Source organism: Enterobacter sp. 120016, assembly GCF_018383635.1.
Classification (GTDB): domain Bacteria; phylum Pseudomonadota; class Gammaproteobacteria; order Enterobacterales; family Enterobacteriaceae; genus Enterobacter; species Enterobacter asburiae_D.
This window is the reverse complement of record NZ_JAHAWC010000007.1, coordinates 75,594-88,380: the sequence shown is the minus strand read 5'-3', so window position 1 is coordinate 88,380 and position 12,787 is coordinate 75,594. Positions and strand designations below refer to the sequence as shown.

18 protein-coding genes are annotated in these 12,787 nt (G+C 54.5%); 11 read left to right on the top strand and 7 right to left on the bottom strand.

The annotated features are described in order from the left end of the window. Window positions 1-85 precede the first annotated feature (85 nt). Genes mlaB through mlaF form a run of 5 tightly spaced genes read right to left on the bottom strand, consistent with a single transcriptional unit; the run spans window position 86 to window position 3,188 of the window. A complete protein-coding gene (gene mlaB, locus KIF87_RS12215) occupies window positions 86-379 on the bottom strand; it encodes a lipid asymmetry maintenance protein MlaB (RefSeq protein WP_032639716.1) in 294 nt (97 codons plus the stop codon). Further along, window positions 379-1,014 carry a phospholipid-binding protein MlaC gene (gene mlaC, locus KIF87_RS12210; RefSeq protein WP_023333604.1) on the bottom strand — a complete coding sequence of 212 codons (636 nt, stop codon included), beginning with the start codon at window positions 1,012-1,014 and terminating at the stop codon, window positions 379-381. The genes mlaB and mlaC overlap by 1 nt, the downstream gene beginning before the upstream one ends. Window positions 1,015-1,032: 18 nt before the next feature. Then, window positions 1,033-1,581: an outer membrane lipid asymmetry maintenance protein MlaD gene (mlaD, locus tag KIF87_RS12205; protein WP_023309352.1), complete on the bottom strand. Its 549-nt coding sequence runs from the start codon at window positions 1,579-1,581 to the stop codon at window positions 1,033-1,035. Window positions 1,582-1,585: 4 nt separating this feature from the next. After that, window positions 1,586-2,368 (bottom strand): lipid asymmetry maintenance ABC transporter permease subunit MlaE, encoded by a 783-nt coding sequence (gene mlaE / locus KIF87_RS12200; protein WP_023333605.1) that lies wholly within the window; start codon window positions 2,366-2,368, stop codon window positions 1,586-1,588. A 7-nt stretch (window positions 2,369-2,375) separates the two neighbouring features. Next, window positions 2,376-3,188, bottom strand: coding sequence for a phospholipid ABC transporter ATP-binding protein MlaF (gene mlaF / locus KIF87_RS12195; protein ID WP_213328857.1), 813 nt, complete (start codon window positions 3,186-3,188; stop codon window positions 2,376-2,378). A gap of 227 nt (window positions 3,189-3,415) precedes the next feature. Between mlaF and KIF87_RS12190 the strand changes: the two genes are divergently transcribed. The 11 genes from KIF87_RS12190 to npr all read left to right on the top strand — a co-directional run bounded on the left by KIF87_RS12190 (window position 3,416) and on the right by npr (window position 11,335). Continuing rightward, window positions 3,416-4,393: a calcium/sodium antiporter gene (locus KIF87_RS12190; protein WP_023309354.1), complete on the top strand. Its 978-nt coding sequence runs from the start codon at window positions 3,416-3,418 to the stop codon at window positions 4,391-4,393. A 13-nt stretch (window positions 4,394-4,406) separates the two neighbouring features. After that, window positions 4,407-5,393 (top strand): arabinose-5-phosphate isomerase KdsD, encoded by a 987-nt coding sequence (gene kdsD, locus KIF87_RS12185; protein WP_213328856.1) that lies wholly within the window; start codon window positions 4,407-4,409, stop codon window positions 5,391-5,393. 14 nt (window positions 5,394-5,407) lie between these two features. Continuing rightward, a complete protein-coding gene (kdsC, locus tag KIF87_RS12180; protein WP_023309356.1) occupies window positions 5,408-5,974 on the top strand; it encodes a 3-deoxy-manno-octulosonate-8-phosphatase KdsC in 567 nt (188 codons plus the stop codon). After that, on the top strand, window positions 5,971-6,546 hold the full coding sequence (gene lptC, locus KIF87_RS12175) for an LPS export ABC transporter periplasmic protein LptC (protein ID WP_121424777.1): 576 nt from the start codon (window positions 5,971-5,973) through the stop codon (window positions 6,544-6,546). Before kdsC ends, lptC begins: the two co-directional genes overlap by 4 nt. Next, window positions 6,515-7,069 carry a lipopolysaccharide ABC transporter substrate-binding protein LptA gene (lptA, locus tag KIF87_RS12170; RefSeq protein WP_023309358.1) on the top strand — a complete coding sequence of 185 codons (555 nt, stop codon included), beginning with the start codon at window positions 6,515-6,517 and terminating at the stop codon, window positions 7,067-7,069. The genes lptC and lptA overlap by 32 nt, the downstream gene beginning before the upstream one ends. 6 nt (window positions 7,070-7,075) lie before the next feature. Then, on the top strand, window positions 7,076-7,801 hold the full coding sequence (gene lptB, locus KIF87_RS12165; protein ID WP_023309359.1) for an LPS export ABC transporter ATP-binding protein: 726 nt from the start codon (window positions 7,076-7,078) through the stop codon (window positions 7,799-7,801). A 47-nt stretch (window positions 7,802-7,848) separates the two neighbouring features. Then, window positions 7,849-9,282 carry an RNA polymerase factor sigma-54 gene (gene rpoN / locus KIF87_RS12160; protein ID WP_063143582.1) on the top strand — a complete coding sequence of 478 codons (1,434 nt, stop codon included), beginning with the start codon at window positions 7,849-7,851 and terminating at the stop codon, window positions 9,280-9,282. A 22-nt stretch (window positions 9,283-9,304) separates the two neighbouring features. Beyond that, complete coding sequence (hpf, locus tag KIF87_RS12155) at window positions 9,305-9,592, top strand: ribosome hibernation promoting factor (RefSeq protein ID WP_008501444.1); 288 nt, start codon at window positions 9,305-9,307, stop codon at window positions 9,590-9,592. 82 nt (window positions 9,593-9,674) lie between these two features. Further along, window positions 9,675-10,166, top strand: a complete 492-nt coding sequence (ptsN, locus tag KIF87_RS12150) for a PTS IIA-like nitrogen regulatory protein PtsN (protein WP_008501443.1) — start codon at window positions 9,675-9,677, stop codon at window positions 10,164-10,166. 45 nt (window positions 10,167-10,211) lie between these two features. Continuing rightward, a complete protein-coding gene (gene rapZ, locus KIF87_RS12145) occupies window positions 10,212-11,066 on the top strand; it encodes an RNase adapter RapZ (protein ID WP_014885397.1) in 855 nt (284 codons plus the stop codon). Next, the gene (gene npr / locus KIF87_RS12140) at window positions 11,063-11,335 is read left to right on the top strand and encodes a PTS phosphocarrier protein NPr (protein WP_003861872.1); all 273 of its coding nucleotides are present in this window, start codon (window positions 11,063-11,065) and stop codon (window positions 11,333-11,335) included. Before rapZ ends, npr begins: the two co-directional genes overlap by 4 nt. Window positions 11,336-11,373: 38 nt before the next feature. Here npr and mtgA read toward each other — a convergent pair whose 3' ends face one another. Further along, window positions 11,374-12,099 (bottom strand): monofunctional biosynthetic peptidoglycan transglycosylase, encoded by a 726-nt coding sequence (gene mtgA / locus KIF87_RS12135; RefSeq protein WP_213328855.1) that lies wholly within the window; start codon window positions 12,097-12,099, stop codon window positions 11,374-11,376. Further along, window positions 12,096-12,749, bottom strand: coding sequence for an isoprenoid biosynthesis glyoxalase ElbB (elbB, locus tag KIF87_RS12130; protein WP_213328942.1), 654 nt, complete (start codon window positions 12,747-12,749; stop codon window positions 12,096-12,098). Before elbB ends, mtgA begins: the two co-directional genes overlap by 4 nt. Window positions 12,750-12,787: the final 38 nt, after the last annotated feature.

The window sequence follows — 12,787 nt, the reverse complement described above, 5'->3', positions numbered from 1 at the left end:
TAGAGCAAAGTGGCGTTGTCTTAAACAAGCAAAAAGCCCCGACGATGAAACTGTCAGGGCTTTCGGAAGTAACGCACTGAAAATATTAACGAGGCAGTACGTCCTGAGGGAGGTTGTAGAGCTGTGCAAGGGTCACGACATTATCGCTCGCGCCGTGAAGCGTAACGCTAGCACCCTGCTTTTTCCCTACCGCAACCAGATGGGCCAGCAGCGCAACACCCGCCGTATCCACCCGCGTGACGTCAGTTAAATCGATGAGCGTCACGCCCTGCATCGCTTCATGGCGTTTGTCCCACAGTGGGTTCAGCAGATCCTGATCCAGCTCACCGGACAGCTTTAATGTCTCGCCTTCACGCGACCAGCTGAGTTGCTGTGACATTACTTCTTCTCATCCAGGCTAATTTTCTGACGAGAGATAGACTGCAGCTGCGCGGTCAGGCCATCGATGCCCTTGGTGCGCAGCAGGTCACTCCATTCGTTCTGTTTGGTGGTGATCATGCTTACCCCTTCGGCAATCATGTCATACGCCTGCCAGTGACCGGTCTGGCTGTTTTTACGCCACTGGAAATCCAGACGAACCGGCGGACGACCGTTAGGATCGATGATCGTCACACGGATAGGGACGATGGTTGCATCACCCAGCGGCTGCTCAGGCGCAATCTGATAGGTCTGACCGTGGTACATTGCCAGCGCCTGGCCATAAGCCTGTTTCAGGTATTCACGGAACGCGGCAAAGTAAGCATCACGCTGCGCAGGGGTCGCGTCTTTGTAATAACGTCCCAGCACCAGCGCACCCGCATACTTAATCTGCACGTACGGCAGCAGCTCCTGGTCAACGACGTCACGCAGATAATCAGGATTAGCACGAATTTTAGGCTGTTCATTTTTAAGACGGTCGAAGGTCTTCTTCGCCGCTTCGTCCATCAGTTTGTACGGGTTACTCTGATCCGCAGCGTGAGCGGCGGTAAGAGGGGCGATGACCAGCATGGCAACCATTAACAGTCGTTTAAACATGAATGACTTCTCCTGATATTAATTCGCAGCACCTGGCGTCGGTGCGACGTCGGTATGATCTTCGCTCTGCGCTGGGGCAGCGTCGGATTTTTTCTCATCCCCTTTACTGCTGTAAAGGAACTGACCAATCATATCCTCCAGCACCATCGCGGATTTCGTATCCTGAATGACGCTACCGTCTTTAAGGATAGTCGTTCCCAGCTCGGGGTCTTCAAAGCCGACGTTAAGCGCCAGATATTGTTCGCCCAGCAGGCCGGAAGTACGGATAGAAAGGGAGCTGGTGTCCGGGATATGGTTGTAACGCTCTTCGATATCCATCGCGACGCGTGGCAGATAGGTTTTCTCATCAAGCGTAATGTCAGATACGCGTCCGATCACCACGCCGCCGATACGAACCGGTGAGCGCGCCTTCAGCCCGCCGATGTTGTCGAAGGTGGCATAGATGCGATACGTCGGCTCGGTGCGCACAGACGTGATATCCGCCGCTCTCAGGCAGATAAACAGCGCGGCCAGCAGCGCCAGCAGCAGGAATACACCGACCCAAATTTCATTTTTTCTCGTTTGCATGAACTCAATTCCCAAACATCAGTGCGGTGAGCACAAAATCCAGACCCAGTACGGCCAGCGACGAATGTACGACTGTACGTGTAGTTGCACGGCTAATGCCCGCCGACGTCGGGATGGCATCGTAACCATTGAACAATGCAATCCAGGTGACCGTAATGGCAAATACCACGCTTTTAATCAGGCAGTTAACCAGATCCATTCGCAGGTCAATGGCGTCCTGCATCGCGGACCAGAAGAAACCGGCATCAATGCCTTTCCAGTGCACGCCGACCAGCGAACCGCCCCAGATACCCACGGCGACAAACAGAATCGTCAGCAGCGGTAAAGAGATCACCCCCGCCCAGAAACGCGGTGAGATCACGCGACGCAGCGGATCGACCGCCATCATCTCCATGCTGGAGAGCTGCTCGGTCGCACGCATCAGGCCAATTTCAGCCGTTAATGCCGACCCCGCACGCCCGGCGAACAGCAGCGCCGCCACAACCGGCCCCAGTTCACGCAGCAGCGAGAGCGCCACCAGCATCCCGAGGCTGGTTTCCGCACTGTAGGTTGTCAGCACAAGATAGCCCTGTAGCCCAAGCACCATACCGATAAACAGACCGGAAACAATGATGATGAGCATCGACAGCACGGCGACATTATAAAGCTGGCGCACCAATAGCGGTGCGTGCTTACGGAATTCCGGCTTGCCGACCAGCGCGTTGAATAACATCAATCCGGCACGCCCGAACGTCCTGATGGTTTTTATGCCACGGTGTCCGAGAGCGGCCAACGCATTTAACAGCATGAGTGGCTTAACTCCCTATTCCCAGTAAATCGTCACGATAGTCGCCCGCCGGGTAGCGGAACGGCACAGGGCCATCGGCAATACCGTCGAGGAACTGCCGCACGCGCGGATCGCAATTTTCCTGCAGCGCCTGGGCGCTACCGTGTGCGACGATCTTTTTGTCCGCCACGATATAGGCGTAATCGGCAATGCTCAATACTTCCGGTACATCGTGAGATACCACAATGCAGGTGACGCCAAGCGCGCTGTTCAGTTCAGAGATGAGCTTCACCAGCACGCCCATCGTGATGGGATCCTGTCCAACAAACGGTTCGTCGAACATGATTAAATCAGGTTCTAATGCAATGGCTCGCGCCAGCGCGGCACGGCGCGCCATCCCACCGGACAGCTCAGAAGGCATCAGCTTCGCGGCGCCCCGCAAACCGACGGCTTCAAGCTTCATCATCACCGTGCTTTTCAGCAGTTCCGGCGGCAGGCTGGTATGCTCGCGCAGCGGGTAGGCCACGTTATCAAAGACATTCATGTCGGTGAACAAGGCTCCAGACTGAAAGAGCATGCTCATGCGTTTGCGGACAGTATACAGGCGCGAGCGTGACATCTCCGGGATGTTTTCGCCATCAAAGAGGATTTCACCGCGATCGGGTGGGATCTGCCCACCAATAAGGCGCAGCAGGGTCGTTTTACCGATCCCGGACGGCCCCATGATGGCAGTGATCTTGCCATGCGGTACGGTCAACGAAATATCATCAAATATCAATCTGTTGGCGCGAGAAAAACTCACACCGCGAACATCGACTAAATTCGCCATCGTTTGGCTCATTTATGGTTCCTTTATTACCCTGCTCACGTTAAGGCATGCCGCCTGAATCAGCCCTCAACTCCGCATTTTTACAGAATAATAGCCGTTGAGGTTAGCGAAAGCTGGCATTTGTTTTACTTTTCCGGCGCATAAAGTCAAAATTAGGAATTCGTTACGCCTCAGACTGTATGCAGTCCAGCCATTCCCGCGCGATGGACCGACGAGTATACCTGAAGAAAGGACTTTTGATGCTTTTAGCAACAGCACTGTTAATAATTGGTTTACTATTGGTGGTCTACAGTGCTGACCGTTTAGTGTTTGCTGCATCTATCCTGTGTCGCCTGACGGGCGTACCGCCTGTCGTCATCGGGATGACCGTGGTCAGTGTTGGAACGTCACTTCCTGAAATCATCGTCTCTGTCTCGGCATCGCTGCATGGCCAGTTAGACCTGGCAGTCGGTACCGCGATTGGCTCTAACATCGTCAATATACTCTTGATTTTAGGCCTGGCCGCCCTGCTCCATCCATTTCGCGTGCATTCTGATGTTCTGCGCCGTGAATTGCCGCTAATGTTAATCGTAAGCCTGCTGGCAGGCTGCGTTTTTTACGATGGTGTACTGAGCTACAGCGACGGCATTTTCTTGCTGGCGCTGGCCGTTATTTGGCTGCTGTATAGTGTTAAAATCGCCCGTCTGGCTGAGAAACAGGGCCAGGATAGCCTCACGCGTGAGCAGGTTGCCGAACTTCCGCGAGAAGGCACGCTGCCTGTTGCCCTGCTCTGGCTTGGCGTTGCGCTGATCATCATGCCGATGGCCACGCGCATGGTCGTGGATAACGCGACGGTGCTGGCGAACTATTTCGCCATCAGTGAACTGACCATTGGCCTGACGGTGATTGCCATCGGTACCAGCCTGCCGGAGCTGGCCACGGCCATTGCGGGGGCACGTAAAGGTGAGGATGACATTGCCATTGGTAATATCATCGGTTCTAACATTTTTAATATCGCCATTGTGATGGGTCTGCCAGCCCTGATTACGCCAGGGCCCTTTAATCCCCTGGCGTTCTCACGCGACTACGGCGTGATGTTATTGGTCAGCGTGATATTTGCCCTGCTCTGCTGGCGGCGGCAACGACAGATCGGCAAAGGCGCAGGCGCGCTGCTGACGGGTGGATTTATCGTATGGATGGCGATGCTGTACTGGCTCTCGCCTCTTCTCTCTGGGTAAACGGAAACGCATTATGTCGCAAATAGAATTGCAGCCGGGTTTTGACTTTCAGAAAGCAGGCAAAGAGGTTCTGGAGATTGAACGTGAAGGTCTGGCGCAGTTAGATCGGTACATTAATCAGGATTTTAGTCTGGCATGTGAGAAGATATTCTACTGTGCCGGCAAAGTCGTGGTGATGGGGATGGGTAAGTCCGGCCACATTGGACGCAAAATGGCGGCAACATTTGCCAGCACCGGAACCTCTTCCTTCTTTGTACACCCGGGGGAAGCCGCGCACGGCGACCTGGGTATGGTCACGCCGCAGGATATCGTCATCGCGCTGTCCAACTCCGGTGAGTCCAATGAGATCCTGGCGCTGATCCCGGTACTGAAGCGCCTGCAGGTGCCGCTTATTTGCATGACCAGCCGTCCGGAAAGCAGCATGGCGCGCGCGGCTGATATTCACCTGTGCGTGAAGGTGCCCAAGGAGGCCTGTCCGCTCGGCCTGGCGCCAACGTCCAGCACCACCGCCGCGCTGGTCATGGGCGATGCGCTTGCCGTCGCGCTGCTCGAAGCCCGCGGTTTTACGCCGGAAGATTTCGCGCTTTCCCACCCGGGCGGTGCGCTGGGGCGCAAGCTGCTGCTTCGGGTAAACGATATTATGCACACCGGGGATGAGATCCCTCACGTGAGTAAAGAAGCCTCCCTGCGTGATGCGCTGCTGGAAATCACCCGCAAGAATCTGGGTATGACGGTCGTGTGCGACGATCTGATGAAAATTCAGGGGATCTTCACCGATGGCGACCTGCGTCGCGTGTTCGACATGGGTGTAGATGTCCGCACGCTCGGCATTGCCGACGTGATGACGCCGGGCGGTATCCGCGTGCGTCCGGGTACGCTGGCCGTGGATGTGCTGAACCTGATGCAGTCCCGCCATATCACCTCCGTTATGGTTGCCGATGGCGACCAGTTGCTGGGTGTGGTACATATGCATGATCTGCTGCGCGCAGGCGTAGTGTAATGAAGGATAAGACAATGAGTAATGCGGGTGCATCCCTTGCAACCTGTTATGGTCCGGTCAGTACCCAGATGATGGCAAAGGCGGAAAACATTCGTCTGCTCATCCTGGATGTGGATGGGGTACTCTCCGATGGCCTGATTTACATGGGCAATAATGGTGAAGAGCTGAAGGCGTTTAACGTTCGCGACGGCTACGGTATCCGCTGTGCGCTCACCTCCGGTATTGAGGTGGCTATCATCACCGGGCGAAAAGCTAAACTGGTAGAAGACCGCTGTGAAACCTTAGGAATTACCCATCTGTATCAGGGTCAATCCGATAAAATGGCGGCGTTTAAGGATTTACTGGGTAAACTGGCTATCGCACCGGAAAACGTGGCCTACGTCGGGGACGATCTGATTGACTGGCCCGTGATGGCTGAAGTGGGGCTGAGCATCGCCGTTGCCGATGCGCATCCGCTGCTGATCCCGCGCGCTGACTACGTTACCCACATCAACGGGGGCCGTGGTGCCGTACGTGAAGTCTGCGATCTGCTTTTGCTGGCGCAGGGCAAGCTTGATGAGGCCAAAGGGCAATCGATATGAGTAAAACCAGACGTTGGATTATCATTTTGCTTTCGCTTGTCGCACTGGTCTTGATTGGCGTGAACCTTGCCGATCGCGACGATACGCAAACGCAAGTGGTCAACAATAACGATCCAACCTATAAAAGCGATCACAGCGACACCGTGGTCTACAGCCCGGAAGGTGCGCTGAACTATCGCCTGATTGCCCAGCACGTTGAATATTTTTCAGATGACGGTATTTCGTGGTTTACCCAGCCTGTCATGACCACCTTTGATAAGGACAAAGTCCCGACGTGGTCAATTAAGTCAGATCGGGCAAAACTGACAAATGACCGTATGCTTTATCTGTATGGCCACGTTGAAGTCAACGCCCTGACCGCTGACTCGCAACTGCGAAAAATTACGACGGATAACGCCCAGATTAACCTGGTAACCCAGGACGTGACCTCGCAGGATCTGGTCACACTGTATGGCACAACATTTAATTCCAGCGGTTTGAGAATGCGCGGGAACTTACGCAGCAAAAACGCCGAGCTGATTGAAAAGGTTAGAACCTCCTATGAAATTCAAAACAAACAAACTCAGCCTTAAAGTAATTATCGCCAGCGCGATGCTGGCGACCAGTCTCCCCGCGCTTGCTGTAACGGGCGATACCGATCAACCGATCCATATCGAGTCCGATACCCAGTCTCTCGATATGCAGGGTAACGTCGTCACCTTCACGGGTAACGTCGTCATGACTCAGGGCACCATCAAAATTAACGCCGACAAAGTGGTCGTGACCCGTCCGGGTGGCGAACAGGGCAAAGAGATTATTGATGGTTACGGCAACCCGGCAACCTTCTACCAGATGCAGGACAACGGCAAGCCGGTGAAAGGTCACGCCTCGCATATGCACTACGAGCTGGCGAAGGACCTGGTCATCCTGACCGGAAATGCGTATCTGGAACAGCTGGACAGCAACATTACCGGCGACCAGATCACCTATCTGGTGAAAGAGCAAAAAATGCAGGCCTCCAGCGAGAAAGGCAAACGCGTCACGACCGTACTGGTTCCGTCGCAGCTGCAGGATAAAGGCAAAGGCCAGGCCCCGGCACAGAAGAAGAGTAACTAATTCGTTATGGCAACATTAACTGCAAAAAATCTCGCGAAGGCCTATAAGGGCCGCCGTGTCGTAGAAGATGTCAGTCTGACCGTCAACTCCGGCGAAATTGTAGGGCTGCTTGGCCCTAACGGTGCGGGTAAAACCACCACCTTCTACATGGTCGTTGGCATTGTGCCGCGCGATGCCGGCAACATTATCATTGACGATGAAGACATCAGCCTTCTGCCGCTGCACGCGCGCGCGCGTCGCGGGATCGGCTACCTGCCGCAGGAAGCCTCTATTTTCCGTCGTCTTAGCGTTTACGATAACCTGATGGCGGTCCTGCAAATTCGTAACGACCTAACCAGCGAACAGCGTCAGGATCGTGCCAACGAGCTGATGGAAGAGTTCCACATTGAGCACCTGCGTGACAGCCTCGGTCAGGCACTCTCCGGGGGTGAACGCCGCCGCGTTGAGATTGCGCGTGCGCTGGCCGCAAACCCGAAATTTATCCTTCTGGATGAGCCGTTTGCGGGCGTTGACCCGATCTCGGTTATCGACATTAAACGTATCATTGAACACCTGCGTGACAGCGGGCTTGGCGTACTGATCACCGACCACAACGTTCGTGAAACGCTGGCCGTGTGTGAACGCGCGTATATTGTGAGCCAGGGCAATCTGATCGCCCACGGTACGCCGCAGCAGATCCTCGAAGACGATCATGTTAAGCGCGTCTATCTTGGGGAAGACTTCAGACTCTGATAGGGTAGAGGTAACGTAACGCCGAACCGGAGAAAAATGCTCTGAACATGAAGCAAGGTTTGCAATTAAGGCTCAGCCAACAACTGGCGATGACGCCGCAGCTACAGCAGGCAATTCGCCTGTTGCAACTGTCCACGTTAGAACTTCAGCAGGAGCTCCAGCAGGCGCTGGACAGCAACCCCCTGCTGGAACAAACCGATCTTCATGACGAGGTAGATACCCAGCAATCTCAGGATACAGAAGCGCTCGACACCGCGGATGCACTCGAACAAAAAGAGATGCCCGACGAGCTACCGCTGGATGCCAGCTGGGATGAAATCTACACCGCCGGAACCCCTTCCGGTACGCGTGCAGACTACCAGGATGATGAGCTACCGGTCTATCAGGGAGAAACCACCCAGTCGCTGCAGGATTACCTGATGTGGCAGGTGGAACTCACCCCCTTCTCCGATACCGACCGCGCGATTGCCACCTCAATTGTCGATGCCGTTGACGACACCGGCTATTTGACCGTCACGCTGGACGATATCCTGGAAAGCATGGGCGACGAAGAGATTGAGCTTGAGGAGATCGAAGCCGTACTGAAGCGCATCCAACGTTTCGATCCGGTAGGCGTGGCCGCAAAAGATCTGCGCGACTGCCTGCTGATCCAGCTTTCTCAGTTCAGCAAAGAGACGCCATGGATCGACGAGGCGCGCTTAATCATCAGCGATCATCTGGATCTGTTGGCCAACCACGATTTCCGCTCCCTGATGCGCGTCACGCGCCTGAAGGAAGAGGTGCTGAAAGAAGCGGTGAATCTGATCCAGTCGCTCGATCCGCGCCCGGGACAGTCGATCCAGACCAGCGAGCCCGAGTACGTGATCCCGGACGTGCTGGTCAGAAAACACAATGACCGCTGGGTCGTTGAACTGAATTCAGACAGCATCCCTCGCCTGCAAATCAACCAGCAGTATGCCTCCATGTGCACCAGCGCGCGTAACGACTCCGACAATCAATATATTCGTAGCAATCTTCAGGAAGCGCGATGGTTGATCAAAAGTCTGGAGAGCCGAAATGATACGCTGCTACGCGTCAGCCGCTGTATTGTCGAACAGCAGCAGGCATTCTTTGAGCAGGGCGAAGAGTATATGAAACCGATGGTACTGGCGGATATCGCCCAGGCCGTCGAAATGCATGAATCAACCATTTCCCGTGTCACCACGCAGAAGTATCTGCACAGTCCACGCGGTATTTTTGAGCTTAAGTATTTCTTCTCCAGCCATGTGAATACCGAGGGCGGCGGCGAAGCGTCGTCAACGGCCATTCGTGCCCTGGTGAAGAAGTTGATCGCCGCGGAGAACCCCGCGAAGCCACTAAGCGACAGTAAGTTAACCACCATGCTGTCCGATCAGGGTATTATGGTGGCACGTCGTACTGTTGCGAAGTATCGAGAGTCTTTATCCATTCCGCCGTCCAACCAGCGTAAACAGCTGGTCTGACACAACCGATAAGGAAGACACTATGCAGCTCAACATCACTGGACAAAACGTCGAAATTACTGAGGCTTTACGCGACTTTGTGAACGCGAAGTTTGCAAAACTCGAGCAGTATTTCGAAAGGATCAATCAGGTCTATATTGTGTTGAAAGTGGAGAAAGTGACTCATATCTCGGATGCCACCCTGCATGTTAACGGGGGTGAACTGCATGCCAGTGCGGAAGGGCAAGACATGTACGCTGCTATCGACGGCTTGATTGATAAGCTTGCACGACAGCTCAATAAACATAAAGATAAACTGAAACAACACTAATTGTCCGGGCAGTTAACGGGTGCAGGACGGCCTGTTGTGAAACACAACAGGCCATTTGTACAGTTAGCGCTTAGGTGAAATTATGATGAACAACGATTCCGCTCTTCAACTGAGCAATGTCCTTAACCAGGAATGTACCCGCAGTGCGGTTCACTGCCAGAGCAAAAAACGTGCGCTGGAGATCATCAGTGAACTGGCTGCAAAACAGCTGGGCCTGCCGCCGCAGGTGGTATTCGAAGCGATTCTGACCCGTGAAAAAATGGGCAGTACCGGTATCGGCAACGGCATCGCGATCCCGCACGGCAAACTGGAAGAGGATACCCTGCGTGCCGTTGGTGTGTTTGTGCAGCTTGAAACACCCATCGCCTTCGATGCCATTGATAACCAGCCCGTCGATCTCCTCTTCGCGCTGCTGGTGCCTGCCGATCAGACGAAAACCCATCTGCATACGCTGTCGCTGGTCGCAAAACGTCTGGCCGATAAAACCATTTGCCGTCGACTGCGCTCGGCCCAAAGTGATGAAGAGCTCTATCAAATTATCACTGAAGCAGAAGGCAATCAGGATGATGCATAACCAGGAGATGGCCTTCACATCTGTTGTCCTGAGGAGAAACGGAACATGGTGCTGATGATTGTCAGTGGCCGTTCAGGGTCGGGGAAATCCGTTGCTCTGCGCGCGCTGGAAGACATGGGTTTTTACTGCGTCGATAACCTGCCGGTCGTGTTATTGCCCGACCTGGCCCGCACGCTTGCGGAGAGACAAACCTCTGCCGCCGTCAGTATCGACGTCCGTAACATGCCTGAATCGCCAGAGATCTTCGAACAGGCCATGAGCAACCTGCCTGATGCGTTCTCGCCTCAGCTGCTGTTCCTTGATGCAGACCGCAATACGCTGATCCGTCGCTACAGCGATACCCGTCGTTTGCACCCGCTTTCCAGCAAGAACCTCTCTCTGGAGAGCGCTATCGATGAAGAGAGCGACCTGCTGGAGCCGCTGCGTTCTCGTGCCGACCTGATTGTCGACACCTCTGAGATGTCCGTTCACGAGCTGGCGGAAATGCTGCGTACCCGACTGTTGGGTAAACGCGAGCGTGAACTGACAATGGTGTTCGAATCCTTCGGCTTTAAGCACGGTATTCCGATTGATGCGGATTACGTTTTCGACGTGCGCTTCCTGCCGAACCCGCACTGGGATCCGAAGCTGCGTCCAATGACCGGTCTGGATAAACCCGTCGCGGCCTTCCTCGACCGGCACACAGAAGTTCACAATTTTATCTACCAGACGCGAAGCTACCTTGAGCTATGGTTACCTATGCTGGAGACAAACAATCGTAGCTACCTGACGGTGGCGATTGGCTGTACCGGCGGTAAACATCGTTCGGTTTATATCGCCGAACAGCTGGCCGACTATTTCCGCTCGCGCGGGAAGAACGTTCAGTCCCGTCATCGCACGCTGGAAAAACGTAAAACATGACCGTAAAACAAACCGTTGAGATCACCAATAAGCTGGGTATGCATGCACGCCCGGCGATGAAACTGTTTGAGCTGATGCAGGGTTTTGATGCAGAGGTTCTGCTGCGAAATGACGAAGGTACCGAAGCGGAAGCGAACAGCGTGATCGCCCTGCTGATGCTGGATTCCGCCAAAGGGCGCCAGATTGAAGTTGAAGCCACCGGGCCTCAGGAAGAGGAAGCACTGGCGGCGGTGATTGCCCTGTTTAACGCTGGCTTTGACGAAGACTAACGTTCGCCCCTCGGCGGGTGGCGCTGCGCTTACCCGCCCTACATAAGATTATTACGCTGCATAAAACCCTCTCCGCCCAGCTGATTCATCTGGCGTATGATCCACGCCTGACGGCTTCGCACGTATCCTGATGGGGCACTGGCTTTAAAGCGGATGGGATTCGGTAAAACAGCGGCCAATAGCGCTGCTTCTGACATGCTCAGACGGCTGGCTGGCTTATTGAAATAACGCTGCGCGGCAGCTTCCACGCCAAAAACACCGTCGCCAAACTCAGCGACGTTGAGATAGACGGTCAGAATGCGTTTTTTGCTCCAGACCGTTTCCATCCCCAGGGTCAACCCCGCTTCCAGCCCTTTTCGCACCCAGCTTCGACCATCCCACAGAAACAGATTTTTGGCCGTCTGCTGCGACAAGGTTGACGCACCGCGCACGCGGTTTTCATGGCGTTCGTTATGGGCTAACGCCTTCTCAATGGCCGCCACGTCGAACCCCCAGTGCTCCGGGAATTTCTGGTCCTCCGCCGCGATGACCGCCAGCCCCATGAACGGTGAGATCTCGTCCATGCTCACCCAGTCAGAGTGGGCAACATAGCCGAAATCACCGCTGAACCACGCGCTAAGCTGGCGCTCAACCATAACGGCAGAGAACGGAACCGGCATAATGCTGAATAAAGCCAGCCCGCCTCCCCAGAATACCGCCAGTACAAGAACGATACGCAAGAGAATACGTTTCACCCCTGCGCCTGCGGCAAATTTACGCCTCATTCAGTCAGCACCAGCACGCGGGCCACCAGCTTTTCAATGCCTGAGGCCGCCTCAGCGATATTATTCGCCAGCATATACGCTGGTGTAGTGACAATTTTGTTATCTTCATCAACCACAATGTCATCAACCGGGCACGGAACGTGTTCGCCCCCCATTTCCTCGACGATCTCTGCGGTATCAATATCCGTCCCGATAGTCAGGCGCAGCGGGAAATCAAAAATTCTGGGCAGCATTGCCGGCGCGATGCAGATAAAGCCCAGCGGTTTTCCTGCCGCATGCATGGCCTGCGACAGCGCCTTTAAATGAGGATCGACCTGACACTCCGCGCCCTGCGCAGCAAAGGTACTGAGATTTTTGGCCGCGCCAAACCCACCCGGCACAATCAGCGCATCAAGCTCTGTAGGATCTGCCTGAATAAGAGGATGGATATCACCTCGAGCAATACGCGCGGCTTCAATCAGTACATTACGGGTTTCCGCCATCGGCTCACCGGTCAGATGATTAATTACATCCGCCTGATTTTTGTCTGGCGCAAAACAAATAACCTCTGCTCCGTGCTTAGCCAGGGCCAGCAGCGTGATTACGGCTTCATGTATCTCAGAACCATCGTAAACACCGCATCCGCTCAGCACGACACCAATCTTTTTCATCATGACAATCCTTTTCTGCAACTTGCTGAAGCACATTA

What these genes read in the sequence shown, in the direction of transcription:
- mlaB (WP_032639716.1), bottom strand. Translation starts at nt 379, where the DNA reads ATGTCACAGCAACTCAGCTGGTCGCGTGAAGGCGAGACATTAAAGCTG.
- mlaC (WP_023333604.1), bottom strand. Translation starts at nt 1,014, where the DNA reads ATGTTTAAACGACTGTTAATGGTTGCCATGCTGGTCATCGCCCCTCTT.
- mlaD (WP_023309352.1), bottom strand. Translation starts at nt 1,581, where the DNA reads ATGCAAACGAGAAAAAATGAAATTTGGGTCGGTGTATTCCTGCTGCTG.
- mlaE (WP_023333605.1), bottom strand. Translation starts at nt 2,368, where the DNA reads ATGCTGTTAAATGCGTTGGCCGCTCTCGGACACCGTGGCATAAAAACC.
- mlaF (WP_213328857.1), bottom strand. Translation starts at nt 3,188, where the DNA reads ATGAGCCAAACGATGGCGAATTTAGTCGATGTTCGCGGTGTGAGTTTT.
- KIF87_RS12190 (WP_023309354.1), top strand. Translation starts at nt 3,416, where the DNA reads ATGCTTTTAGCAACAGCACTGTTAATAATTGGTTTACTATTGGTGGTC.
- kdsD (WP_213328856.1), top strand. Translation starts at nt 4,407, where the DNA reads ATGTCGCAAATAGAATTGCAGCCGGGTTTTGACTTTCAGAAAGCAGGC.
- kdsC (WP_023309356.1), top strand. Translation starts at nt 5,408, where the DNA reads ATGAGTAATGCGGGTGCATCCCTTGCAACCTGTTATGGTCCGGTCAGT.
- lptC (WP_121424777.1), top strand. Translation starts at nt 5,971, where the DNA reads ATGAGTAAAACCAGACGTTGGATTATCATTTTGCTTTCGCTTGTCGCA.
- lptA (WP_023309358.1), top strand. Translation starts at nt 6,515, where the DNA reads ATGAAATTCAAAACAAACAAACTCAGCCTTAAAGTAATTATCGCCAGC.
- lptB (WP_023309359.1), top strand. Translation starts at nt 7,076, where the DNA reads ATGGCAACATTAACTGCAAAAAATCTCGCGAAGGCCTATAAGGGCCGC.
- rpoN (WP_063143582.1), top strand. Translation starts at nt 7,849, where the DNA reads ATGAAGCAAGGTTTGCAATTAAGGCTCAGCCAACAACTGGCGATGACG.
- hpf (WP_008501444.1), top strand. Translation starts at nt 9,305, where the DNA reads ATGCAGCTCAACATCACTGGACAAAACGTCGAAATTACTGAGGCTTTA.
- ptsN (WP_008501443.1), top strand. Translation starts at nt 9,675, where the DNA reads ATGATGAACAACGATTCCGCTCTTCAACTGAGCAATGTCCTTAACCAG.
- rapZ (WP_014885397.1), top strand. Translation starts at nt 10,212, where the DNA reads ATGGTGCTGATGATTGTCAGTGGCCGTTCAGGGTCGGGGAAATCCGTT.
- npr (WP_003861872.1), top strand. Translation starts at nt 11,063, where the DNA reads ATGACCGTAAAACAAACCGTTGAGATCACCAATAAGCTGGGTATGCAT.
- mtgA (WP_213328855.1), bottom strand. Translation starts at nt 12,099, where the DNA reads ATGAGGCGTAAATTTGCCGCAGGCGCAGGGGTGAAACGTATTCTCTTG.
- elbB (WP_213328942.1), bottom strand. Translation starts at nt 12,749, where the DNA reads ATGAAAAAGATTGGTGTCGTGCTGAGCGGATGCGGTGTTTACGATGGT.